The sequence below is a fragment of the Staphylococcus sp. GDH8C109P genome, from assembly GCF_017893405.1.
GTDB lineage: Bacteria > Bacillota > Bacilli > Staphylococcales > Staphylococcaceae > Staphylococcus > Staphylococcus cohnii.
In genome coordinates this window covers 26,644-53,161 of the sequence record NZ_JAESMX010000022.1, presented here as the reverse complement: position 1 = coordinate 53,161, position 26,518 = coordinate 26,644, and the positions used below count along the sequence as shown (strand labels likewise).

At 32.4% G+C, this 26,518-nt stretch carries 23 protein-coding genes; 19 read left to right on the top strand and 4 right to left on the bottom strand.

All coding sequences use genetic code 11. From position 1 onward, the window contains the following. Window positions 1-5 precede the first annotated feature (5 nt). Window positions 6-1,073, bottom strand: a complete 1,068-nt coding sequence (locus tag KA867_RS11535) for a nitric oxide synthase oxygenase (RefSeq protein WP_281060324.1) — start codon at window positions 1,071-1,073, stop codon at window positions 6-8. A 240-nt stretch (window positions 1,074-1,313) separates the two neighbouring features. Here KA867_RS11535 and KA867_RS11530 point away from each other — a divergent pair, with 240 nt between their 5' ends. From KA867_RS11530 to KA867_RS11485, 10 genes are all read left to right on the top strand, one after another. Beyond that, entirely contained in the window at window positions 1,314-2,783 is a 1,470-nt protein-coding gene (locus KA867_RS11530) for a nicotinate phosphoribosyltransferase (RefSeq protein ID WP_210138108.1), read from the top strand. Beyond that, window positions 2,776-3,612 carry an ammonia-dependent NAD(+) synthetase gene (nadE, locus tag KA867_RS11525; RefSeq protein WP_210138107.1) on the top strand — a complete coding sequence of 279 codons (837 nt, stop codon included), beginning with the start codon at window positions 2,776-2,778 and terminating at the stop codon, window positions 3,610-3,612. Before KA867_RS11530 ends, nadE begins: the two co-directional genes overlap by 8 nt. Before the next feature lie 69 nt (window positions 3,613-3,681). Then, window positions 3,682-4,260, top strand: coding sequence for a DUF2179 domain-containing protein (locus KA867_RS11520; protein ID WP_210138106.1), 579 nt, complete (start codon window positions 3,682-3,684; stop codon window positions 4,258-4,260). Continuing rightward, complete coding sequence (locus KA867_RS11515; RefSeq protein ID WP_210138105.1) at window positions 4,257-4,442, top strand: NETI motif-containing protein; 186 nt, start codon at window positions 4,257-4,259, stop codon at window positions 4,440-4,442. The genes KA867_RS11520 and KA867_RS11515 overlap by 4 nt, the downstream gene beginning before the upstream one ends. A 344-nt stretch (window positions 4,443-4,786) precedes the next feature. Continuing rightward, window positions 4,787-6,082, top strand: a complete 1,296-nt coding sequence (gene purB / locus KA867_RS11510) for an adenylosuccinate lyase (protein ID WP_210138104.1) — start codon at window positions 4,787-4,789, stop codon at window positions 6,080-6,082. Window positions 6,083-6,167: 85 nt separating this feature from the next. Continuing rightward, entirely contained in the window at window positions 6,168-6,470 is a 303-nt protein-coding gene (locus KA867_RS11505; RefSeq protein WP_019469593.1) for a YerC/YecD family TrpR-related protein, read from the top strand. A gap of 287 nt (window positions 6,471-6,757) precedes the next feature. Continuing rightward, window positions 6,758-7,450 (top strand): heptaprenylglyceryl phosphate synthase, encoded by a 693-nt coding sequence (pcrB, locus tag KA867_RS11500; RefSeq protein ID WP_210138103.1) that lies wholly within the window; start codon window positions 6,758-6,760, stop codon window positions 7,448-7,450. Beyond that, window positions 7,447-9,651 (top strand): DNA helicase PcrA, encoded by a 2,205-nt coding sequence (gene pcrA / locus KA867_RS11495; protein ID WP_210138102.1) that lies wholly within the window; start codon window positions 7,447-7,449, stop codon window positions 9,649-9,651. Before pcrB ends, pcrA begins: the two co-directional genes overlap by 4 nt. Window positions 9,652-9,654: 3 nt before the next feature. Next, window positions 9,655-11,658, top strand: a complete 2,004-nt coding sequence (gene ligA, locus KA867_RS11490) for an NAD-dependent DNA ligase LigA (protein WP_210138101.1) — start codon at window positions 9,655-9,657, stop codon at window positions 11,656-11,658. Window positions 11,659-11,670: 12 nt separating this feature from the next. Then, complete coding sequence (locus tag KA867_RS11485) at window positions 11,671-12,882, top strand: CamS family sex pheromone protein (protein ID WP_210138100.1); 1,212 nt, start codon at window positions 11,671-11,673, stop codon at window positions 12,880-12,882. A gap of 98 nt (window positions 12,883-12,980) precedes the next feature. Here KA867_RS11485 and putP read toward each other — a convergent pair whose 3' ends face one another. After that, window positions 12,981-14,516 carry a sodium/proline symporter PutP gene (putP, locus tag KA867_RS11480; protein ID WP_210138099.1) on the bottom strand — a complete coding sequence of 512 codons (1,536 nt, stop codon included), beginning with the start codon at window positions 14,514-14,516 and terminating at the stop codon, window positions 12,981-12,983. Between the two features lie 382 nt (window positions 14,517-14,898). On the opposite strand from putP, the gene gatC reads away from it, so the two are divergent. The 7 genes from gatC (at window position 14,899) to dinB (ending at window position 22,984) form a co-directional block, all read left to right on the top strand. After that, window positions 14,899-15,201, top strand: a complete 303-nt coding sequence (gene gatC, locus KA867_RS11475) for an Asp-tRNA(Asn)/Glu-tRNA(Gln) amidotransferase subunit GatC (RefSeq protein WP_019469599.1) — start codon at window positions 14,899-14,901, stop codon at window positions 15,199-15,201. A gap of 1 nt (window position 15,202) precedes the next feature. Beyond that, window positions 15,203-16,660, top strand: a complete 1,458-nt coding sequence (gatA, locus tag KA867_RS11470; protein ID WP_210138098.1) for an Asp-tRNA(Asn)/Glu-tRNA(Gln) amidotransferase subunit GatA — start codon at window positions 15,203-15,205, stop codon at window positions 16,658-16,660. Window positions 16,661-16,672: 12 nt separating this feature from the next. Further along, a complete protein-coding gene (gene gatB / locus KA867_RS11465) occupies window positions 16,673-18,100 on the top strand; it encodes an Asp-tRNA(Asn)/Glu-tRNA(Gln) amidotransferase subunit GatB (protein ID WP_019469601.1) in 1,428 nt (475 codons plus the stop codon). 440 nt (window positions 18,101-18,540) lie between these two features. Next, window positions 18,541-19,458: a diacylglycerol kinase gene (locus KA867_RS11460; RefSeq protein WP_210138097.1), complete on the top strand. Its 918-nt coding sequence runs from the start codon at window positions 18,541-18,543 to the stop codon at window positions 19,456-19,458. 135 nt (window positions 19,459-19,593) lie between these two features. Next, window positions 19,594-20,955, top strand: a complete 1,362-nt coding sequence (gene rlmD, locus KA867_RS11455; protein WP_210138096.1) for a 23S rRNA (uracil(1939)-C(5))-methyltransferase RlmD — start codon at window positions 19,594-19,596, stop codon at window positions 20,953-20,955. Between the two features lie 205 nt (window positions 20,956-21,160). Next, window positions 21,161-21,715, top strand: coding sequence for a DUF3267 domain-containing protein (locus KA867_RS11450; RefSeq protein ID WP_210138095.1), 555 nt, complete (start codon window positions 21,161-21,163; stop codon window positions 21,713-21,715). 198 nt (window positions 21,716-21,913) lie between these two features. Beyond that, window positions 21,914-22,984 carry a DNA polymerase IV gene (gene dinB / locus KA867_RS11445; RefSeq protein ID WP_210138094.1) on the top strand — a complete coding sequence of 357 codons (1,071 nt, stop codon included), beginning with the start codon at window positions 21,914-21,916 and terminating at the stop codon, window positions 22,982-22,984. A 38-nt stretch (window positions 22,985-23,022) separates the two neighbouring features. Here the strand turns inward: dinB and KA867_RS11440 are convergent, their stop codons facing one another. Both KA867_RS11440 and KA867_RS11435 read right to left on the bottom strand, forming a co-directional pair. After that, complete coding sequence (locus tag KA867_RS11440; protein WP_210138093.1) at window positions 23,023-23,577, bottom strand: 3'-5' exonuclease; 555 nt, start codon at window positions 23,575-23,577, stop codon at window positions 23,023-23,025. 211 nt (window positions 23,578-23,788) lie between these two features. Beyond that, the gene (locus tag KA867_RS11435) at window positions 23,789-24,295 is read right to left on the bottom strand and encodes a ferritin (RefSeq protein ID WP_019469608.1); all 507 of its coding nucleotides are present in this window, start codon (window positions 24,293-24,295) and stop codon (window positions 23,789-23,791) included. A gap of 170 nt (window positions 24,296-24,465) precedes the next feature. On the opposite strand from KA867_RS11435, the gene murT reads away from it, so the two are divergent. Then, window positions 24,466-25,785 carry a lipid II isoglutaminyl synthase subunit MurT gene (gene murT / locus KA867_RS11430; protein WP_210138092.1) on the top strand — a complete coding sequence of 440 codons (1,320 nt, stop codon included), beginning with the start codon at window positions 24,466-24,468 and terminating at the stop codon, window positions 25,783-25,785. Continuing rightward, window positions 25,782-26,504, top strand: a complete 723-nt coding sequence (gatD, locus tag KA867_RS11425; protein WP_210138091.1) for a lipid II isoglutaminyl synthase subunit GatD — start codon at window positions 25,782-25,784, stop codon at window positions 26,502-26,504. The genes murT and gatD overlap by 4 nt, the downstream gene beginning before the upstream one ends. Window positions 26,505-26,518: the final 14 nt, after the last annotated feature.

Genomic DNA, 26,518 nt, shown 5'->3' with positions numbered 1-26,518 from the left:
AAAAATTAATGGAAAGGACACCCAGAAGCAGATGACTGCTTTTTATAAAAGAAATTTGGTTCTCTCATCTCATTTTTATATCCATGGTGGTAATTAGATACTAGCGTTGGAGATAAAGAGGGTGCTAACCAAGACCATTTACCAGTTACCTCTCTTCCATTCTTGCGTTCGTTTTTTTCAAATCTTTCAAATTGTTTTGACGCGGTTAAATGATCAACCATTGACACGCCCTCATTTTTAAATGACTGATATACTGCATAATTCAATTCAACTAATGTTCTATCTTTATTAAAAGAATTATTCTTTAGTGTATCAAATTCAAAAGCTTCTGCAACGGTTTCTAATAAATTATAGCGATATGAATCGGTAAAATTACGCACAGCAATTTCATTTACCATATACCAACCATTGAATGGTGCGGTTGGATATGTAATTCCACCAATTTTCAAGTCCATGCTAGATATAATTGGTACGGCATACCATTTTAATCCAAGCTTTGCTAATTTTGGAAAACGATCATGCGTAATGGGTACTTCCTTAATTAATTCAGGTTGATAATTATGAAATTTTAATGCTTCCCCAGGGATTTTATAAATTAAAGGTAAAATATCAAAATCAGTATGATTGCTCGTCCACCCTAAATGTTCTGCTAATTGAGTGATTTTTATTTCAGCAGGGTCACCAATATCTTCATATCCGGCATATCTGATGAGTTGATTATTAAATATTTTTGGTGGGTTTTGAGCGGCAAAAATAGTGATACATGGCTTGATTTTCCCCTCATTTGTTGCAAATTGAATATGATTTTCTATTGCGTTTATAAATTCGTGTTCCGACTGAATATGCCTTGCATCTTTGACAGTTAAAGCATCCCAGAATACGCGACCTATACAACGATTTGAATTTCTCCATGCCATTTTAGCACCATATTCAAGTTCTTCATTCGTATGTTCATACGTACCTGTTAAGTTGATTTGTGTTTCTATCTGATTAATCCGTTTTAATATAACATTTTCATTATAATTTAATTCTTGATACATTGCTTGAATAAATGATTTAGCTTCGTTTAACATATAAAACACCTCGCACATATTATACGGTATTTTTTCTATTTTTAATGCTTAACTATAGAATTGTCATGATTTTGTCGCTACTATTTTGAATTTACTACTAACTAAATAATTAATAAATAACAAAATTATATTTAATAATATGCAGAGTTATAATTGAAGTAATATAGATAAATTTGTTTCAGATATAAACGTTTAATTTTTTGTGTTAAACTAATGAAAAAGCCGATAGGAGAGATAGCGGTGTACCAATTTGAGGATGATACTTTAGTATTACATAATGATTTATATCAAATAAATATGGCGGAGAGTTATTGGAATGATGATATTCATGAGAGATATGCTGTATTTGATTTATATTTTAGAAATATGCCATTTAACAGTGGTTATGCAGTGTTTAATGGATTAAAAAGAGTTATTGCTTATATTAATAACTTTCATTTTTCAGAATCGGATATTAAATATTTAAAATCTATTGGTTATCAAGAAAACTTTTTGAAATATTTAAAAGATATGAAGTTTACTGGTAATATTCGTTCTATGCAAGAAGGAGAATTATGCTTTGGTAATGAACCTTTATTAAGAGTCGAAGCACCACTCATCCAAGCGCAATTAATTGAAACGATGTTGTTAAATATCGTGAATTTTCATACATTAATTACTACGAAAGCAAGTAGAATAAAACAAGTTGCTCCAAATGACACATTAATGGAATTTGGAACAAGACGTGCACAAGAAGCAGATGCTGCTTTGTGGGGTGCAAGAGCAGCATATATTGGTGGATTTGATTCAACTAGTAATGTGCGTGCCGGAAAACTTTTTGGTATACCAGTATCTGGGACACACGCGCATGCAATGGTTCAAACTTATGGTGATGAATATATTGCATTTAAAAAATATGCAGAACGCCATAAAGATTGCGTGTTCTTAGTTGATACTTTTCATACCTTAAAATCTGGTGTGCCAACAGCGATTAAAGTGGCTAAAGAGCTAGGTGATAAAATTAACTTTATTGGCATACGTTTAGATTCTGGTGATATTGCATATTTATCAAAAGAAGCACGTCGCATGTTAGATGAGGCTGGATTCACTGAGGCTAAAATTATTGCATCAAATGATTTAGATGAGCAAACAATTACAAGTTTGAAATCGCAAGGTGCAAAGGTCGATTCATGGGGGGTTGGTACTAAGTTAATTACTGGTTACGACCAACCAGCCTTAGGTGCTGTATATAAACTTGTGGCAGTTGAAGATGCTTCAGGGAATTATGTAGACCGAATAAAGCTATCTAACAATGCAGAAAAGGTAACAACACCAGGTAAAAAAAATGTGTATCGCATTATTAATAAGAAAACCAACAAAGCTGAGGGTGACTACATAACGTTAGCGCATGAAGATCCTTATGATGAGTCGCCACTTAAATTATTCCACCCCGTTCATACGTATAAGATGAAATTTATAAAGTCTTTTATAGCTAAACCATTACATCATGATATTTTTAAAGCTGGTGAACTCGTTTATGACTTACCGAGTGAAAAGGAAGCGCAAAACTATTTGACTGAAAATCTTTCATATTTATGGGATGAAAACAAACGTCACCTTAATCCACAAGAGTATCCAGTTGATTTAAGTACAGAATGTTGGGAAAATAAACACAAACGTATATTTGAAGTGGCAGAACATGTGAAGGAGATGGAAGAAGAAAATGAATGAAATTCAAGATATTATCGTTAGAGAAATGAAGGTTAAACCCAACATTGATAGTAAATTAGAAACACGTAATATTGTTCAATTTATAAAGAATTACATCCAATCTCATTCATTTATCAAATCCTTGGTTTTAGGCATTTCAGGCGGACAAGATTCGACTTTAGCTGGTAAGCTGTGTCAAATTGCAGTGAATGAATTAAAGGAAAAGGATATTGATTGTCAATTTATTGCTGTTAAATTACCATATGGCGAACAAAAAGATGCGGATGAAGTTGAAGATGCTTTGAGGTTTATACAACCAGATCGAACAATTACGGTTAACATTAAACCTGCTGTAGATCAAAGTGTACAATCGTTAAAAGAAGCTGGAATTACGCTGACTGATTTCCAAAAAGGGAATGAAAAAGCACGTGAACGTATGAAAGTACAATTTTCGATTGCATCAAATAAACAAGGTATCGTAGTGGGAACTGATCACTCAGCGGAAAACTTAACAGGATTTTTTACAAAATATGGCGATGGTGCGGCAGATATTGCCCCGTTATTTGGTCTGGATAAACGTCAAGGACGACAAATCTTAACATATTTAGATGCACCAGCACATTTATATAAAAAAATACCAACAGCTGACTTAGAAGAAGATAAACCACAGCTACCAGATGAAGAAACACTTGGTGTTAGTTATGCTCAAATAGATGATTATTTAGAAGGTAAGCAAGTGTCAAAAGAAGCAAAAGCTATCATAGAAAATCATTATATTAAAAATGCACATAAAAGAGAATTAGCTTACACAAGATATACATGGCCAAAGAATCAAACAGATTTCGAATGATTTTAGTGACAAAATAATAAGTTACTGATAAAATAATTTGGATTTAATGAGAAAGAAAGGAAAATGAACATGTCAGTAATCACATCTAATCCATGGTTAATGGTTTTAGCTATTTTTATTATTAATGTTGCTTACGTAACTTGTTTGACAATGAGAACGATATTAACACTCAAAGGGTATCGTTATGTTGCAGCAGTTGTAAGTTTCTTAGAGGTTTTAGTATATGTAATTGGTTTGGGAATGGTTATGTCTAGTTTAGATCAAATTCAAAATGTCTTTGCATATGCTTTTGGATTTTCAATCGGTATTATTGTAGGCATGAAAATTGAAGAGAAATTAGCACTTGGCTATACAGTTGTGAATGTTACTTCATCTGAATATGAATTAGATTTACCTAAGCAATTAAGAGATTTAGGTTATGGCGTTACGCATAATACTGCTTATGGTAGAGATGGTACGAGATTAATTTTACAAATACTAACACCAAGACGTTTTGAATTGAAATTAATAGAAACAATTAAACAAATTGATGAAAAAGCGTTTATCATTGGATACGAACCTAGAACAATCCATGGTGGTTTTTGGGTTAAAGGTGTGCGTAGTAAGAAACTTAAACAATATGATCCAGATAAAGTGGAAAGTATATGAAAAAGCAGCAAAAGTTTAAAGTAGAAGAAAACGAAACGATACAAGATTGTTTGCAACGTATGCGAGATGCTGGATATATGCCTATTAAACGCTTTGAAAAGCCAATTTATAAAGAAAATAAAGATGGTAAATACGAAGTATATAGACAAGAAATTCAATTTGTTGGTAAATTAATGGAATAATTGTTCCAAAATAGCTAAGAAATCAGATATGAATTAGTGTTAGATATATAAGTGTAATCGTTGACAGAGATAAAAAACTCAGGTCAACGATTTTTTTAATCATGTAGTTCCATTTTGAAATAGATTAATAAAATTTTTGAGTAGAATATGGTTTTTCTGCACGCCTTTTGATAAAACGTGTTAAAATTTCTGTAAGAAGATAGAAAAGACTTATACATTTATGGTCAATTCTGTTAAACTAATAATGACAAGATTAAACACGAACTTTAATCACATTTTTTAATTGAATGTACATGTTTTGGAGTTTGTGGACTAAAACTTACGCAAGATAGGAGCTTATTTCAATGATAGAACGTTATTCTAGAGAAGAAATGTCTAATATTTGGACAGATCAAAATCGCTATGAAGCTTGGTTAGAAGTAGAAATACTAGCATGTGAAGCTTGGAGTAAATTAGGTGATATACCTGCTGAAGATGTATCGAAAATTCGCCAGAATGCAAAGGTTGATGTTAACCGTGCTAAAGAAATTGAAGAAGAAACACGACACGATGTCGTTGCATTTACAAGACAAGTATCAGAGACATTAGGTGAAGAGCGTAAATGGGTTCACTACGGTTTAACATCAACTGATGTAGTTGACACTGCATTAAGTTATGTTATTAAACAAGCAAACGATATTATTGAAAAAGATTTAGAAAGATTTATTGATGTTTTAGCCCAAAAAGCTAAAAATTATAAATATACTTTAATGATGGGACGTACACATGGTGTACACGCGGAGCCTACGACATTTGGTGTTAAGATGGCGTTATGGTATACAGAAATGAAACGTAATTTAGAGCGTTTTAAACGTGTGAGAAAAGAAATAGAAGTCGGTAAAATGAGTGGTGCAGTAGGTACTTTTGCGAATATCCCGCCCGAAATTGAAGCACATGTCTGTGAAAATTTAGGTTTGGATACAGCAGCTGTTTCTACTCAGACATTACAACGTGATCGTCATGCATATTATATCGCTACCTTAGCGTTGATTAGCACTTCTATGGAAAAATTTGCAGTGGAAATACGTAATTTACAAAAAACTGAAACAAGAGAAGTAGAAGAAGCTTTTGCTAAAGGACAAAAGGGTTCGTCAGCAATGCCACATAAACGTAATCCAATTGGTTCAGAAAATATCACTGGTATTGCGCGTGTTATCAGAGGATACATTACGACTGCATATGAAAATGTAGCTTTATGGCATGAGAGAGATATTTCGCATTCATCTGCAGAAAGAATCATGTTACCAGATGTAACGATAGCTTTAGATTATGGATTAAACAGATTTACAAACATTGTAGAAAGACTTACTGTGTTTGAAGATAATATGTTAGCAAATATCGATAAAACATTTGGTCTTATTTATTCACAACGCGTATTATTAGCGTTGATAAATAAAGGTTTAGCACGTGAAGCGGCATACGATAAAGTACAGCCAAAAGCGATGACGTCTTGGGAAACAAAAACGCCGTTTAGAACGTTAATCGAAGAAGATACATCTATAACAGATTTATTAAGCGCTGAAGAATTAGATGAATGCTTCAATCCAAAACATCATTTAAACCAAGTTGATACGATTTTTAGTCGTGCAGGATTAGAATAATTGAAATTTATTGATGAAATCGTTACACTTTAATGTATTAGCACGTTGAATTAAGATTAAAATGAAAGTACAGGGGTTGTTTTTAATGCAAATAGAAAAATTAAGAGGAAAAGCATTAGATGAATTATTTGATGCAATTCTTACATTAGAAAACAGAGAAGAATGTTATCAATTCTTTGACGATTTATGTACAGTTAATGAAATTCAATCGTTATCTCAACGATTGCAAGTCGCAAAAATGATTAAGCAAGGTTATACTTATGCGACGATTGAACAAGAGTCCGGTGCTTCAACTGCAACGATTTCTCGTGTTAAAAGATCTTTACAATGGGGAAATGATGCTTACACAATGATTCTAGACCGCATGAATATTGAAACGACCGATTAATTAACAATTCTATATACTGTAGCAAAGTGTAATTTTAATGATTTCATTTGGAAAGCTGTTAGCAAAGAAACCTTCTTTGCTGACAGCTTTTTATGTTGTTAATTTAAAGTGTATTGATAAAATAGAGACGAGGCTTTAAATTTTTTTGAATACATTTAGCGATTAACATAATTATCCTATGATTTATTTGCCATGTTAAAATACATTATAAAATCTTATATCGTTTTAGAACTCAGTGGTCAAAAATGATATAATCAAAAGTATGCTAAAAAAAGGAGTAACATATCATGTATGACATTAAAAAGTGGAAACATATTTTCAAATTAGATCCTGCCAAGTCTATTTCTGATGATGATTTAGACGCAGTATGTATGTCTCAAACTGACGCAATTATGATCGGTGGAACAGATGATGTTACTGAAGATAATGTTATTCAATTGATGAGTAGGGTAAGGAGATATCCTTTACCTCTAGTTTTTGAAATTTCCAATATAGAGAGTGTTATGCCTGGATTCGATTTTTATTTCGTACCGACTGTATTGAATAGTACAAATGTAAAATATCACAACGGCATACTTTTAGAAGCATTGAAATCTTTTGGACACGTCATTGATTTTGAAGAGGTTGTTTTTGAAGGATATGTTGTGATGAATCCTGAAAGTAAAGTAGCACAAGTTACACAAGCTGAAACAAATTTAACAGATGAAGATATTGAAGCATATGCTCAAATGATTAATGAAATGTATAAATTACCAGTCATGTACCTTGAATATAGTGGTACATATGGAGATATTGAAAAGGTTAAGACAGCTGCAAATATGTTAAGTGATACACAACTATTTTATGGTGGTGGTATTAGTAATCAAGAAGAAGCTGAAGAAATGGCTTCGATTGCTGATACGATTATCGTTGGAGATATCGTTTATAAAGATATTAAAAGCGCATTAAAAACAGTTAAGATAAAGGAGTCACATAAATGAATGCATTAGTGAATAAGATGAATGATGAACAAAGCTTAGCAGTACGCACTACAGAAGGCCCATTACTTATTATGGCAGGTGCAGGTTCAGGCAAAACACGTGTTTTAACTCATCGTATAGCTTACTTGCTTGATGAAAAAGACGTATCCCCATACAACATTCTAGCGATTACTTTTACAAACAAGGCAGCAAAAGAAATGAAAGCACGTGTGGAAGCTTTAGTTGGTGAACCTGCTCAAGTTATATGGATGTCAACGTTCCACTCAATGTGTGTAAGAATACTGAGAAGAGATGCAGATAGAATTGGCATTGAACGTAATTTTACAATTATTGATCCAACCGATCAAAAATCAGTTATCAAAGATGTATTGAAAAATGAAAATATAGATAGTAAAAAGTTCGAACCGAGAATGTTTATAGGTGCTATAAGTAATTTGAAAAATGAATTAAAAACGCCGGAAGATGCTCAAAAAGAAGCCGATACTTATCATGAGCAAATGATTGCTACAGTATATAAAGGATATCAAAGACAGTTATCAAGAAACGAAGCATTGGATTTTGATGATTTAATCATGGTTACAATTCGATTATTTGAACGTGTACCAGATGTATTAGAATTTTATCAAAATAAATTCCAATACATACACGTTGACGAGTACCAAGACACAAATAAAGCACAATATACATTAGTTAATCTTTTAGCATCTAAATTTAAAAACTTATGCGTAGTTGGAGATTCAGATCAATCTATTTATGGCTGGCGTGGCGCCGATATTCAGAACATACTTTCCTTTGAAGAAGATTATCCTGAAGCTAAAACGATATTTTTAGAACAAAATTATCGTTCAACTAAAAATATATTAAATGCAGCTAACGAAGTAATCAAAAATAATTCAGAGCGTAAACCTAAGGGATTATGGACAGGTAATACATCTGGAGATAAAATTCACTACTACGAAGCTACTACCGAGCGAGATGAAGCTGAATATGTAGTCAAAGAAATTATGAAACAACAACGCAACGGAAAAAAATTCAAAGACATGGCTATCTTGTATCGTACTAATGCACAATCTCGTGTGTTAGAAGAGACATTTATGAAATCTAATATGCCTTACACAATGGTTGGTGGTCAAAAATTCTATGACCGAAAAGAAATTAAAGATCTACTTAGTTATTTGAGAATTATAGCCAATAGTAATGATGATATAAGTTTACGCCGTGTAATAAATGTGCCGAAACGCGGTGTTGGACCTTCAACAGTAGATAAAATTCAAGCTTATGCTGCTCAAAACGATATAAGTATGTTTGACGCGCTAGCAGAGGTGGATTTTATAGGTTTATCTAAAAAAGTTACGCAAGCATGTATTACTTTCTATGACATGATACAGAACTTAATTAAACAACAAGAATTTTTAGAGATTACTGAAATTGTAGAAGAGGTATTAGTTAAATCAGGTTATCGTGAGATGTTGGAACGAGAACAAACATTAGAATCAAGAAGTAGGTTAGAAAATATAGATGAATTTATGTCAGTGCCTAAAGATTACGAAGAGAATACCCCATTAGAAGAACAGTCATTAATTAACTTTTTAACAGACTTATCTTTAGTTGCAGATATAGATGAAGCACAAATAGATGATGGTATAACATTGATGACAATGCATTCAGCAAAAGGGTTAGAGTTTCCTATTGTATTTATAATGGGAATGGAAGAATCATTATTCCCACATATAAGAGCTATAAAAAGTGATGATGATCATGAAATGCAAGAAGAAAGAAGGATTTGTTATGTTGCGATTACACGTGCTGAAGAAACGTTATATTTAACACATGCAACTTCAAGAATGCTTTTTGGAAGACCACAGTCCAATATGGCTTCAAGGTTCTTGAAAGAAATACCTGAAGATTTATTAGAAAACGAAAATAAAACACGAGCTACAGCACAAGGAAATCGATTTAAATCTGCAACCAAACAACCCGAAAAAAGAGGTTATAGTAAACGTGTTACTTCTTCTAAAAAAGCACAACAATCAACGAATTGGCATGTTGGTGACAAAGTTATTCATAAATCATGGGGTGAAGGCATGGTGAGCAATGTTAATGAAAAAAATGGTTCAGTTGAACTAGATATTATCTTTAAATCTGAAGGGCCTAAACGTTTACTTGCTCAATTTGCACCTATTGAAAAGAAAGGGGAATAAAGTGTGGCTGACTTACAATCGCGTGTCGATGCATTACATCAATTGCTAAATCAATATAGCTATGAATATTATGTACAAGATAATCCTTCAGTACCAGATAGTGAATATGATAAACTTTTGCACGAATTGATAGATATTGAGACAAACTATCCAGAGTATCAAACAGTTGATTCACCTACAGTAAGGGTAGGTGGCTCAGCTCAATCAACGTTTGAAAAGGTAAATCATGATACACCGATGCTGAGTTTAGGAAATGCTTTTAATAAAGAAGATTTAAGAAAATTTGATCAACGTATACGTGAGCAAATTGATCATGTTGAATATATGTGCGAGTTGAAAATAGATGGTTTGGCTGTCTCTCTCAAGTACGAAAATGGTAGGTTCGTTCAAGGTTTAACACGCGGTGACGGTACGACAGGCGAAGATATTACCGAAAACTTAAGAACGATACATGCGATACCATTAAAGATTAATGAAGCCAGAACATTTGAAGTTCGCGGAGAAGCATATATGCCTAGAAAATCATTCTTTAATTTAAATGAAGCTAAAGCACAAAATGATGAACAACCATTTGCTAATCCAAGAAATGCAGCTGCCGGTTCACTGCGCCAATTAGATTCCAAACTTGCAGCAAAAAGAAAACTAAGTGTTTTCCTATATAGCGTGAATGACTTTACACAATTTAATGCTCATACACAAAGTGAAGCTTTAGATGAATTAGATAAATTAGGTTTTAAAACAAATAAAGAAAGAGAACGTGCTCAAACTATAGAAGAAGTATTCGACTATATTGAAAAATGGACGGAAGCGCGGGAACAATTGCCATATGATATTGATGGCATTGTTATTAAAGTGAATGATTTAGATCAACAAGATGAGCTTGGCTATACACAAAAATCACCGCGTTGGGCAATTGCATATAAGTTCCCTGCCGAAGAAGTCATAACAGATTTATTAGATATTGAACTGAGTATTGGTAGAACAGGTGTCGTTACACCTACGGCCATACTTGAGCCAGTAAAAGTAGCGGGAACTACAGTTTCTAGAGCTTCTTTACATAATGAAGATTTAATTCATGAAAAGGATATCCGAATTGGCGACAGTGTAGTAATTAAAAAGGCTGGAGATATCATACCAGAAGTTATAAAAAGCGTTTTAGATCGTCGACCGAAAAATGCTGAAGTTTATCATATGCCAACACATTGTCCTAGTTGTGATCATGAACTAGTTAGAATAGAAGGGGAAGTAGCATTAAGATGCATCAATCCAAAATGCCAAGCACAACTCGTTGAAGGTATGATTCATTTTGTATCACGACAAGCAATGAATATAGATGGTTTAGGTACTAAAATCATTCAACAACTTTATGAAAATGAAAAAATAAAAGATGTTGCTGATATATTTTACTTAACTAAAGACGATTTGCTACCATTAGAGAGAATGGGTGAGAAGAAAGTCAACAATTTATTAAATGCGATTGAACATTCTAAAACAAACTCATTGGAACATCTACTATTTGGTTTAGGAATCAGACACTTAGGGGTCAAAGCGAGTCAAGTTATTGCTGAAAAATATGGAACGATGGATCATTTATTTGATGTTACAGAAGAATCATTAATTGAAATTTATGACGTTGGTCAAAAATTAGCACAGTCACTTGTCACTTATTTAGAAAATGAAGATATCCGTGCACTTATTAATAAATTAAAGGAAAAACATGTTAATATGACTTACAAAGGTGTTAAAACAACTGAGTTAAAGGGTCATCCAGAATTTATTAATAAGACTATTGTATTAACAGGCAAGTTATATCAAATGACAAGAAATGAAGCTTCAAAATGGTTAGAATTACAAGGTGCTAAAGTTACAAATAGTGTTACTAAAAAGACAGATTTAGTAATTGCTGGAGAAGACGCTGGTTCAAAACTTACAAAAGCCGAAAATTTTGGAACAGAAGTTTGGACGGAGGATGACTTTGTCCAGAAACAAAAAGAAATAGAGGGATAGAGGAGATAATGCATGAAAAGAACGATTATACTATTCATCTCAGCAATTTTTCTATTATCAGCATGTGGAAATGATGATAATGAAAAAAGTAAAGAACAACCTGATGACAATAAACAGCAAGAAAAATCCGGTTCAGTAAAAGAAATCGCAACTGATAAACATGTTCAAGGTAATAATTATAGAACGATTTTACCATTTAAAGAAAGCCAAGCACGTGGTTTATTACAAGATAACATGGCAAATAGTTATAATGGAGAAGATTTCGAAAATGGCCTCTTAGAATTAAGTAAACAAGTTTTTCCAACTGACGATTATTTATATCAAGATGGTCAGTACTTAGATAAAGATACGATCAATGCTTATTTAGATCCAAAATATACTAAATCTGAAGTAGATGCGATGGATGAAGATGAACGAAAAGAAAAGAAAGCGAATGAGAATTTAGGTCTAAATCCATCTCATAATGGAGAAACAGATCCAGAAAAAATTGCTGAAGAATCACCTGCTTATCTTTCTAATATTTTAGAACAAGATTTTTATGCGAGTGGTGATACTAAAGGTAAGGAAATTAAAGGTATGACTATCGGACTAGCTATGAATAGTACATATTATTATCAAAAAGAAAAAGATGGCGAAACCTATAGTAAAGAATTAGATGACAAAGAAATTAAAAAACAAGGTAAGCAAATGGCAGGAGAAATTTTGTCGAGAGTCAGAGAAAATAAAGAGTTGAAAGATATACCAATCCACTTTGCAATTTATAAACAAACTGGTGAAAATTCAATTGTTCCAGGTGAATTTATTGCAGGTACGACAGTTGAAGACGGCAAGACGCGTATTAATGAATGGAAAGATATAAATCAAGCTACAGCCTTGTTACCTTCTGATGAAGCAGGGAAAATTGATGAAAATTTAAATAATAATTTTAAGCAATTTAATGATGATTTACAGACGTATTTTAACAACTTTACTCAAGCAGTGGGTACAGTTAAATTCGATAATAAAAAAGCAAAACAATTAACAGTTGATGTACCGATTGATTATTATGGTGAAGCTGAAACAATTGGTATCACACAATACATCACGGAACAAGCAGAGAAATACTTTGATGATATTGACGAATATGAAATCCGCATAAAAGATGGTAACAAAGCAAAAGCTTTAATCAGTAAAACTGAGGATGACAAAGACCCACAAGTTCATATTTATAAAAACAATAATTAGTATATATTTCCTCGATAAAAGCCACTCTATGTAATCACGTCATGTGTTACAAGAGTGGCTTTTTAGTATCAATTTATAGTGAATGCGTTGCGATTCGATTATTCTTTAACAATTTCTTTTACTTTATTTAAATCATGCGTTACAAATTCACCAGGTTTTTTAGTGATTTTACTTACCAGATAAGTAACTATCACACTTGCTAGAAAACCAGGTATTATTTCATACATACCAAATATTTCATTTACTGATGCTAACGGTTTAACCCAAGCAATCCACACAATAACGACTAAAGCTCCTGTAATCATACCACTCAGCGCGCCAGCGTGAGACAACCCTTTCCAGTATAGTGAGAAAATCACTAACGGACTGAATGCTGCGCCAAATCCTGCCCAAGCATTACCGACAAGATTTAAAATTGTATCATTTGGTGACCATGCAATCCAAATTGCAATAATTGCAACTAGTAAAACAGAGAGTCGTCCAATCATTACAAACTCTTTTTCGTGAGTTTTTGCTTTCGCTTCACCACGAATAAGTTTATAAAAATCTTCAGTCAAAGAACTAGAAGTCACTAATAACTGAGATGAAATTGTGCTCATAATAGCTGCCAAGATAGCTGCCAACAAGAAACCGCCAACAAGAGGGTGGAATAAAATTTGGCTCATAATGATAAAAAGTGTTTCTGGATCTTCCATTTTAATTTGGTATTGAGGTATAAATGCGATACCTGTTAGGCCTACAGCAACTGCTCCTAAGAGACCAATAACAGTCCAGCTAATACCTAAACGTCTTGCTTTTGGTAAAAGTTTATGTGTTTTAATGGACATAAACCGGACAATGATATGTGGTTGACCAAAATACCCTAACCCCCAGGCAAATAATGAAATAATACCTAAAAAAGTTGTACCTTTAAACAAATCCATATTGGTAGGTTTCATAGCTGCTACTTCACTAAATGTATCCAAACCGTTGAGTTTTATAAGTGCTACAATAGGAACCATTACCATTGCGACTAGCATAATTACACCTTGGAAGAAATCAGTAATGGATACAGCTAAATATCCACCAAAGAAGGTATAAAAAATAACTATTGCTGCAACTATGATAAGTCCCCAATGATAGTTTAAACCAAAAGCACTTTCAAATAATTTTCCACCAGATACAAACCCAGAATGTGTATATAAAGTGAAAAACACAACAATAATTAGACCTGAAATTATTTTTATGTAATTTTTACGGTCATTGAGTCGATTTTTAAAAAAGTCTGGTAGGGTGATAGCATCTCCTGCAATTTCAGTATAAATGCGGAGTCGAGGTGCGACTACAAAATAGTTAATATAAGCACCGAGTGATAAACCAATTGTAATCCACATTGCTGATAAACCAGTGCTATACACAGATCCAGGGAGACCCATAATCATCCATCCACTCATATCGGATGCACCTGCTGATAAGGCAGTTACGTAAGGGCCAATACTTCTACCTCCTAGCATAAATTCACTTAAATTACCTGTTGATTGCTTGTAACCGTAATAGCCAATAACTAATAAAATGATAAAATAAATGATAATCATAATATACGTTTGCCAAGTAACGTGAACTTGATTAGCTAAAGAAGTGCCTAGAATAAACATAATACTTCAACTCCCTTATCCCCAGAATATTAAATTGTGTTACATGAATTATTATACAATATAATTTATAAATAGAGTAGATTTATTTTTAGGATTTTAAAATATTTAGCTCAATGACAAAAATGGGAGTGCTTACAAAATGTAAAATGATATTACACAGTTTATAAAATTTATGATTTATTATGCAATAATTGTCATTAATACTATGAAAAGTATATATATTATATTTGAAGCATATTTAAGTTACATAATTACAAATGTTTTAGCAAATGGAACTTAATTAAAATATGGTTATTTACTGTTATTGTTGAAAAGTTTAGATTTTTGCTTGGAATTTTGATACAATTTTATAATGAATGAGTAAAAAGGAGGCTTTTATTTAATGGCTAAAGTTACACGTGAAGAGGTAGAGCATATTGCTAATTTAGCTAGACTTCAAATATCTGAAGAAGAAACAATTGAAATGCAAGATACATTAGAAAGTATTTTAAATTTTGCTAATCATATAGATACAGCAGACACTAGCTCAATTGAGCCAACTTATCACGTATTAGATTTACAAAACGTGTTAAGAGAAGATAAAGCAATCGAGGGCATTCCTCAAGAGCTTGCATTAAAGAATGCTAAAGAGACGGAAGATGGACAGTTCAAAGTACCATCTATCATGAATGAGGAGGACGCTTAAGATGACCATCCGTTATGAATCTGTGGAAAATTTAATTACATTAATAAAAAACAAAGAAATTAAACCTTCACAAATAGTGAACGATATCTATGATGCAATTGAAGAAACTGATCCAACTATTAATTCATTTCTTGCATTAGATAAAGAAAATGCTATTAAAAAAGCACAAGAATTAGATGAGTTACAAGCTAAAGACCAAATGGAAGGCAAACTATTTGGTATTCCAATGGGAATTAAAGACAATATTATTACTGAAGGTGTAGAAACAACTTGCGCTAGTAAAATGTTAGAAGGATTTGTACCTATTTATGAATCTACAGTAATGAATAAATTACGCAATGAACAAGCTGTTTTAATTGGAAAATTAAACATGGATGAATTTGCAATGGGAGGTTCTACAGAAACTTCTTATTTCAAGAAAACATTAAATCCATTTGATCATACTGCTGTTCCTGGTGGTTCATCTGGTGGTTCAGCAGCAGCAGTTGCAGCGGGATTAGTACCTTTTAGTTTAGGCTCAGATACTGGTGGTTCAATTCGTCAACCCGCGGCTTATTGCGGTATAGTAGGTTTAAAACCAACTTATGGTCGTGTATCACGTTTTGGTTTAGTAGCATTTGCGTCTTCATTAGACCAAATTGGGCCGTTAACGCGCAATGTTAAGGACAATGCTTTAGTATTAGAAGCAATTACTGGTTTAGATGAAAATGACAGTACGAGTGCACCTGTAGAAGATGCTGATTTTACATCTGATATTGGTAAAGATATTCAAGGCCTTAAAGTGGCATTACCAAAAGAGTATCTCGGCGAAGGTATATCTGATGAAGTGAAAGCTTCTGTGAAAAAAGCTGTTGAAACATTGAAAGAACTAGGTGCTACAGTAGAAGAAGTTTCATTACCGAATACGAAATATGGTATTCCTTCTTATTATGTAATCGCATCATCTGAAGCATCCTCAAACTTATCACGTTTTGATGGTATCAGATATGGTTATCATTCTACAGAAGCAAATTCACTTGAAGAATTATATAAAATGTCAAGAAGTGAAGGATTTGGTGAAGAGGTTAAGCGTCGTATTTTCCTTGGTACATTTGCACTAAGTTCAGGATACTATGATGCGTTCTATAAGAAATCACAAAAAGTTAGAACATTAATAAAAAACGATTTTGATCGTATTTTTGATAACTATGATGTTGTAGTTGGGCCAACAACACCAACAACTGCATTTAATATAGGTGAAGAAATCGATGATCCACTTACAATGTATGCGAATGACTTACTAACAACACCAGTTAACTTAGCTGGCTTGCCAGGTATATCTATTCCTTGTGGTAAAGCGAATGGACGTCCTATTGGTTTGCAATTTATTGGTAAACCTTTTGATGAGAAAACATTATATCGTGTCGCTTTCCAATATGAATCAAAATTTAATTTGCATAATGAATACGAAAATTTATAAGGAGTGGAAATCATGCATTTTGAAACAGTTATTGGACTAGAAGTCCATGTTGAGTTAAAAACAGAATCTAAAATGTTTTCTCCATCGCCAGCACATTTTGGAGCGAAACCTAACTCAAACACAAACGTAATTGATTTGGCTTACCCTGGAGTATTACCAGTTGTCAACAGACGTGCCGTTGATTGGGCGATGAGAGCGTCAATGGCATTAAATATGGATATTGCAACAGAATCAAAATTTGATCGAAAAAACTATTTCTATCCAGATAATCCTAAAGCATATCAAATTTCACAATTTGATCAGCCAATAGGTGAAAATGGTTATATTGATATTGAAGTAGACGGTGAAACAAGACGCATAGGTATCACACGCTTACACATGGAAGAAGATGCTGGTAAATCAACACATAAAGATGGTTATTCATTAGTTGACTTGAATAGACAAGGCACACCATTGATTGAAATTGTGTCTGAACCAGATATTCGTTCTCCACAAGAAGCATATGCCTATTTAGAAAAATTACGTTCAATTATTCAATATACTGGTGTGTCAGATTGTAAAATGGAAGAGGGTTCACTGCGTTGTGATGCCAATATTTCTTTACGTCCATACGGTCAAGAAGAATTTGGAACAAAAGCGGAGCTGAAAAATCTAAACTCCTTTACTTATGTACGTAAAGGGTTAGAATATGAAGAAAAACGTCAAGAAGAAGAATTGCTAAATGGTGGAGAAATCTTACAAGAAACGAGACGCTTTGATGAATCTACAGGTAAAACAATTCTTATGCGTGTGAAAGAAGGATCAGACGATTACCGTTACTTCCCAGAACCAGATATCGTACCTTTATATGTTGACGATGAATGGAAAGAACGCGTACGACAAACAATTCCTGAATTACCAGATGAACGAAAAGAAAAATACGTGAATCAATTTGGTTTACCAGCATATGATGCACACGTGATTACATTAACAAAAGAAATGTCTGATTTCTTTGAAGGTGCCGTAGCAGAAGGTGCTGATGTAAAATTAACTTCTAACTGGTTAATGGGTGGCGTTAACGAATACTTGAATAAACATCAAATAGAATTATTAGATACAAAACTTACACCACAAAATCTTGCTGGTATGATTAAATTAATTGAAGATGGCACAATGAGCAGTAAAATTGCTAAAAAAGTTTTCCCGGAACTAGCTGAAAATGGTGGAGACGCAAAACAAATTATGGAAGATAAAGGTTTAGTTCAAATCTCTGACGAAGCGACACTTCTTAAATTTGTAAATGAAGCGTTAGACAACAACCCACAATCAGTTGAAGACTATCAAAATGGTAAGGGTAAAGCAATGGGCTTCTTAGTTGGTCAAATTATGAAAGCTTCAAAAGGTCAAGCTAACCCACAATTAGTGAATCAACTATTAAAACAAGAATTAGATAAAAGATAACAATATTATTTGTATTTTGAACAGTTATAATCTAATGAATGAAGAACCCGAGACATAAACATCTTGGATAACGTATTAAACGTCAATTTCTATAACAAAATAGGAATTGACGTTTTTTTATAAAACTATAAGTGCCCATTGACTACTACTTTTTAATGCGATTTTATAAACTGCTGAATTCAAGGGAATAATAAGTGTGAACTACTATAAGAATGAACGATGTATCAGGCAAGTATGATACACAGTCAAAATCTTAAACTATAAGCGTGCTAATTTAAATTATGGATAGTGCCATGTTTTGAGAATAGGAATGGGAGTTTCAATTTCTTTAATATTAAGTAGTATATTATATTTTCTTTTTGAAAATAGCCTAAATGCTTTTATCATTTAACTAAATCATTTAATATATATACTGAGTATAAAAAGTTGAGGGATAAAATATGAGAAAACGAGCTAGAATCATTTATAACCCAACATCTGGTAAAGAATTGTTTAAACGAACATTGCCAGATGTGTTAATAAAATTAGAAAAGGCCGGTTTTGAAACGAGTGCCTATGCAACTGAAAAAATTGGTGATGCAACAACTGAAGCTAAACGTTGTTTAACCCAAAACTATGATGTTTTAATAGCTGCAGGAGGCGATGGAACGCTCAATGAAGTCATCAATGGTATAGCAGAACATCCAAATAGACCTAAGATTGGAATTATCCCAATGGGAACTGTAAATGATTTTGGGCGTGCATTGCATTTACCCAGTGATATTATGAGTGCGATTGATGTGATTATAGAAGGCCATTCAACGCGCGTTGATATTGGAAAAATGAATAGTAGATATTTTATTAATTTAGCTGCAGGGGGACAATTGACACAAGTATCTTATGAAACACCAAGTAGATTGAAATCAATTGTTGGGCCTTTTGCGTATTATATTAAAGGATTTGAAATGTTACCTCAGATGAAAGCTGTTGACTTACGTATCGAATATGATGATGAGGTTTTTCAGGGAGAGGCGCTCTTATTTTTACTAGGTTTGACCAACTCTATGGCAGGATTTGAAAAATTAGTGCCTGATGCAAAATTAGATGATGGTTATTTCACCCTGATCATAGTGGAAAAAGCGAATTTAGCAGAGTTAGGGCATATTATGACCCTTGCATCAAGAGGTGAGCATATTAAACATCCTAAAGTGCATTATAAAAAAGCAAAATCAATCAATATCTCTTCATTTATAGATATGCAATTAAATGTGGACGGTGAATATGGTGGTAAATTGCCCGGAAACTTCTTGAATTTAAAACAGCATATTGAAGTTTATACACCAAATGACATTAAAAATGAGGAGTTAGTTGAGCAATAACAAATATAATATTAAAATAAATCGTAATCGTGAACTAGTTTTAAATAAGTAAAAATGAATCTTAAAAAACGTTAATAGACAACGAGGTTAGGTAAAGATACAAATAGCCTAACCTCTTTTATATGGGGTGATAATATGAGCATATTACAAAAAAATGAAATCTTAGAAGGACACGTAATTGATTTAACACATGAAGGACATGGCGTTGTAAAGTTAGATCGGTATCCTGTGTTTATTCCTAATACTTTAATAGATGAGACGATTAAATTCAAAGTGATTAAAGTAAAAAAGAATTTTGCAATAGGTAAATTGATAGAAATTAAAGAACAAAGTAATGAACGTGTTGAGCCACCATGTGTATATTATTACAAATGCGGAGGCTGTCAATTACAACATATGACATACCAAGCTCAATTGAATATGAAAAAAGAACAAGTAATAAATTTGTTTCATCGAAAAGCAGATTTTAAAGATACGATTATTAATGACACAGTTGGTATGGAAAATCCTTGGTATTATCGAAATAAATCACAAATACCTGTTGGAAAGAATAAAGACGAAGAGGTTATTTCAGGTTTTTATAGACAAAGAAGTCACGATATTATAGATATGGAAAGTTGTTTAATCCAAGACCAATTGCATCAAGAAGTTATGAACCAACTTAAAGTTTGGTTTAACGAATTAAATATTAGTGTTTATAATGAACATAAAAAACAAGGGCTTATGAGACATGTTGTCATTCGTACTGGACACCATACAAGAGAGTTAATGGTAATCTTTGTGACGAATGGTAAGAAGTTTAAACAGAGTGATTTACTTGTGCAAAAATTAGTTAAAACATTTCCTGAAATTACAAGTATTAAGCATAATGTCAATAATACACATTCAAATGTAATATTAGGACCAGAATCTAATACTTTATATGGTAAGACAACAATCAATGATAAATTATCAGACGTTACCTTCAAAATAAGTGATCAATCTTTTTATCAAATTAATTCGATACAAACTGAAAAATTGTATCAACTTGCGATTGAATATGCAAATTTAAAGCAGGATGATGTTGTCTTGGATACTTACTGTGGTATCGGAACGATAGGTTTATATATGGCACCAAAAGCGAAACATGTTTATGGTGTAGAAGTTGTGTCAGAAGCCATTGAAGATGCAAAACAAAATGCGACTATAAACCAATTTGAAAATACTACTTTTGTCTGTGGTAAGGCAGAAGAGGTTATATTAAAATGGAAAGCACAAGGAATTAAACCAGATGTAGTGATGGTTGATCCGCCTAGAAAAGGCTGTGACGAAACATTTTTAAAAACATTATTAGAATTAAACCCAAGAAAAATTGTCTATATTTCATGTAATCCTTCAACACAACAACGTGATGCGCAATATTTAGCACAACATTACAAACTAACGAAGATTACACCAGTAGATATGTTTCCTCATACAACACATGTTGAAACGGTTGCTCAATTCAATCGTATATAAAACGTAGGTTAATAGATAAGCATGATTTAATAAATATTGTGTAAAGTTAATTAACTTGTTGTTTACTCAGTGTTGCAGTTTATTTCAATGTAAGAAGATTTGTTAAAATTCAATTACAAGTCATTAACTTTGTTCAAGAGCTCTTTCTAAGTGGTAAAAATCATTGTATACTCTAGGTAACAACAAAGCATTTGGAGGGTTGCTAATGTTTAAAATTGAGTTGTTTTCTAATAAAAAGTTATTAGAAGGATTCTTACTATTCCAATTAACAATAGTAATGATCAGTATATTGTTATCATATAAATTTGCTTATTTATTTGCTTCGGTTATAGAGCAAAATATCTTATTTAATTTATTGTATGGTATTTTAGGTTTTACAATAGTTTATTTCTTACATGAATTGATTCATAACTTAATGTTTCGCATTTTATCAAAAGGTCGAAAACCTATTTATCGAGTTAAATATGGTTTGATAAAGTCACATATGCCACAAGTTTATTTCAAAAAATGGCAATATAGCTTAATTATGTTAGCCCCTTTAATTATTATATCATCCATTTTATTTATCATATTTTTTATTATGCCTTATTCATCTATCATATTTATTACAAGTTTTCATATTGGATATTGTGTTGTGGATTTGTATTTACTTTCAGGTGTGTTAAATGAAAAAGTGGAAGTCATAGAAGATACTGAGGATGGTATTAAATATTATACAAAAAACCCTTCAATTGAATTGCAAACTGAACCAAAATCATAAGCATTAATTAATCTGAGTTAGTATTACTGCTAAATACATAATTATCATTATAGATGATATCGTATTTAAGAAGCGGATAGCTAACTCTTTTTTGTTTGTTTTACTATCATGAGCATATATTATGTATCAAAATCATTTAGATTGTAAGATAAATATCAATAATATAATTATATAAGTTTAAAAAGGGAGGTGTGTGCATTGACAGAAAGAAGAATTATTCATATAGATATGGATTATTTCTTTGCTCAAGTAGAAATAAGGGATAATCCAAATTTAAAAGGGAAACCAGTTATTGTCGGTGGAAAAGCGAGTGGTAGAGGCGTGGTGTCAACGGCTTCTTATGAAGCAAGAAAATATGGTGTTCATTCTGCAATGCCCACCGCACAAGCACATAAATTATGTCCGAATGGTTTTTATGTATCTCCTAGATTTGAAGCTTATAAGGAAGCTTCAAACACAATTATGAATATTTTTAAAAGTTACACTGAAATTGTTGAACCATTGTCATTGGATGAAGCATATTTAGACATTACGCATTTAGTCCGTCCTGATTTACCAGCTTCTATGATTGCGCAATATATTCGTAGAGATATTTACGAAGCTACCCAATTAACGTCCTCTGCAGGTGTCTCTTATAATAAATTTTTGGCAAAATTAGCGAGCGGTATGAATAAGCCTAACGGTTTAACCATTATTGATTATAAAAATGTACATGAAATATTAATGGGCTTAGATATTGGTGATTTTCCAGGAGTGGGCAAAGCTTCTAAAGAAAAAATGCATGAGCATGAAATTTATAATGGCCAAGATTTATATAATCAAAGTGAGCGTGAATTAATTCGTCTTTTTGGGAAACGCGGTTATGGATTGTATAATAAGGCGAGAGGTATAGATAATAATGAAGTGAAAGCCACAAGAATTAGAAAGTCCGTTGGCACAGAACGCACCTTTGCAACAGACGTTAATGATGATGATCAAATACTTCAAAAAATTTGGGAATTAAGCCATAAAACAGCTGAACGCTTAGCCAGAATTCAAAAATCTGGCAAAACTGTCACTGTTAAAATTAAAACTTTTAAATTTGAAACTCTGTCAAAACAAAGAAGTTTGAGAGATCCGATTAGAAATGAGACGGATATTTATAACATTGCTTATAGTTTATATACTGAACTCAAAGATTCAGAAACACCAATTAGATTGGTGGGCGTTACAGTAGGTAACTTAGAAAATGCGACATATGAAAACATGACAATTTATGACTATATATAAACGAAATACCATGGAAATAAATCCTGATTTTGAATAAATTAATCTTTATCTTTTAACTGCTTACCAAATATTGTTAATATACTATTCAAATCATCATAGTGTTTTAATAATCGAAATGTAATCATTGCGCATGCTTTAGCATCATTTAAAGCATCGTGATGACCATGAAAATCTAGATTGTAATAATGCATCATATGGTTCAACCCATAACGATGATTATTTATTGTCTTTCTTGATAGTTGTAGTGAGCAAAAATAAGTGATTTTTGGTGTATCTTGACCAATTTGCTTAATACTGTCATACAAAACATTCATATCAAATGCAGCATTATGAGCAACAACTGGTAATCCATCAATGAATTGCATCATATATGGATATACTGATTCAAATGTCGGTGCATCTTTTACATCATTTGGATTAATACCATGTACGGCAATGTTTTGTTTTGAAAAATAGTCATTTGGATTAATCAGTGTATAAAAAGATTCTGTGATTTGATGATTGATTACTTTGACCATTCCCACTGAACATATACTCGTTCTTTTTCCGTTTGCAGTTTCAAAATCTAAAGCAATATAAGCATTGGCTGTCATCAAGCAAGAACCCTTTCTCTTATAGAATATGTTTTGACTTTATATAATTCTCTTTTCGAAGTCAAGTGAGTAAAACTCAATTAAACTTCATAGATGACCAACAGTCCTTTACTACTAACAAAAAATTACTTAAAAAGCATGCCAATTATGTTGGCATGCTTCTGTATATTCATCATTAATTTAATTAATAAAAGTTGTTAGCATATTAACGCTATGCTTCGTCTTCATTAAATGAACGTGCAGCTAATTCTTTCTCATATAAATATAAAGTGTTACTATCATCACCGATACGGTTTAAATAATCAATATGTGTATCAAACATTGATTCTTCTTCGACTTGTTCATCTAGGAACCAATTTAAAAATGAAATTGTGGCGTAATCTTTATCTTTATTAGCTAAGTCAGATAAGTTGTAAAATCTACGTGTTACATCTTGTTCTTGAGCTAAGCCATCTTCAAAAGTTTCTAAGATACTTGTGAATTCAGATTTAGGTGCTGGTATTGAATTAAATATTGCTTGTTCACCACGATCATTGATATAATCATAAATTTTCTTACCATGAAATCTTTCTTCTTTTGCTTGCTGGATATAGAAATTAGCAAAGCCTTCGTAGGACTTGCTATCGCAATATGCAGCCATTGCCATATAAGCATGTGCAGCAAAATATTCGTGGTTCATTTGTTCATTTAATGCATCTAATAATTCTTTATTCAACATAAGTTAATAGCCTCCATCTATCATTTTTCATTAGTATAGCAAATTTATTCTCATTCGTAAATAATAATTATTCTAATCTAAAGAAAGTGAAAGATATTTGCATTGAGAATTGTTTGGAATACAACTTAATCGTGTTATAATATTTGAGTGAATAGTAGAGGAGGAAGTAGATGAGACAATGGACTGCAACACGTCTAGCGAGACTGGCAAGACAAGTAAGTCGTAGTGTTGGGAAAAAGGGAACAGACTTACCAGGGCAAGTAGCTAGAAAAGTGGATAAAAATATTTTAAGAGAATTAGCATCTCATGTAGATGAGATTGTATTTATAAGTGGTACAAATGGGAAAACGACTACATCAAATTTAATAGGTCATACTTTGAAAGAGAATCAAATAGAAATCATACATAATAATGAAGGTGCTAATATGGCTGCTGGCATTACATCTGCCTTTATTTTGCAAATTAAAAAAAATACTAAAATCGCAGTTATTGAAATTGATGAAGGTTCAATACCAAGAGTACTTAATGAAGTTACGCCAACGATGATGGTAGTCACTAATTTCTTCCGTGATCAAATGGATCGATTTGGGGAAATCGATATTATGGTAAATAATATTGCAAAAGCAATTGATAATAAAGGGATAAAATTATTGTTAAATGCTGATGATCCATTTGTCAGTAGATTAAAGATAGCGAGTGACACTGTTAATTATTATGGAATGAAAAAGCACGCGTATGATTTTGAACAAAGTTCTATGAATGAAAGTAGATATTGTCCAAATTGTGGTCGCTTATTACATTATGATTATATTCATTATAATCAATTGGGTCATTATTATTGTGAATGTGGCTTTAAACGAGAAAACACAAAATATGAAGTAGCTCACTTTGATTTAACACCTTTTATAAATTTAAATGTTGGCACTACAACATTTAATATGAAAATTGCAGGCGATTTTAATGCATATAATGCAATTGCTGCTTATACCGTGCTCAGAGAACTTGGATTAAATGATGCGTCAATTCGAAAAGGATTTGAAACATATACTTCTGATAATGGCAGAATGCAATATTTTAAAAAGGGTACGAAAGAAGCAATGATTAATTTAGCTAAGAACCCTGCAGGTATGAATGCAAGTCTCTCAGTTGGTGATCGGATAGAGGGGAACAAAGTTTACGTCATCAGCTTAAATGATCATGCTGCAGATGGACGTGATACATCTTGGATTTATGATGCTGACTTTGAAAAATTAGCGAATCAACAGATAGAAGCTATAATAGTTACAGGTACACGAGCAGAAGAGCTACAATTGAGATTAAAGCTCGCAGAGATTAATGTACCAGTTATTTTAGAAAATGATATCTATAAAGCTACTGCGAAAACAATGGAATATACTAATAGTTTTACTGTAGCAATACCTAACTATACATCGCTTGCCCCTATGTTAAAACAATTGAATCACTCTTTTGAGGAGGATAACGTAAAATGAATGAGTTAACGGTCTATCACTTTATGCCTGATAAATTAAATTTGTACAGTGATATAGGTAATATCATTGCACTTAAACAACGTGCAAAACGCCGTAATATCACTTTAAAAGTTGTAGATATTAATCAGACGGATAATGTTACTTTTGATGAATGTGATATCTTCTTTATTGGTGGAGGTAGTGACAGAGAACAAGCATTAGCAACATTAGAATTGAGTAAAATAAAAAGTAAGTTAAAAGCTGCTATTGAAGATGGTTTGCCTGGTCTAACTGTATGCGGTGGTTACCAGTTTTTAGGACGTAAATACATTACACCAGATGGCACAGAACTAGACGGTTTAAATATTTTAGATTTTTATACAGAATCTAAAAAAAATCGTTTAACAGGAGATATCGTTATTGAAAGTAATACTTTTGGTACAATTGTAGGATTTGAAAACCATGGGGGCCGTACTTATCATAATTACGGTACTTTAGGTGAAGTTACGCATGGTTTTGGTAATAATGATGACGATGCTAAAGAAGGCATTCATTACAAGAATCTACTAGGTACTTATTTACATGGACCGATACTACCTAAAAATCATGAAATTACAGATTATCTATTAGAAAAAGCTTGCGAGCGTAAAGGCCTTGTATTTGAACCGAAAGAATTAGACAATACAGAGGAAGAAGCAGCTAAGAAAGTAATTGTTGAGCGCGTTTCCCAACAAAAATAGTAAAGATTTAACGA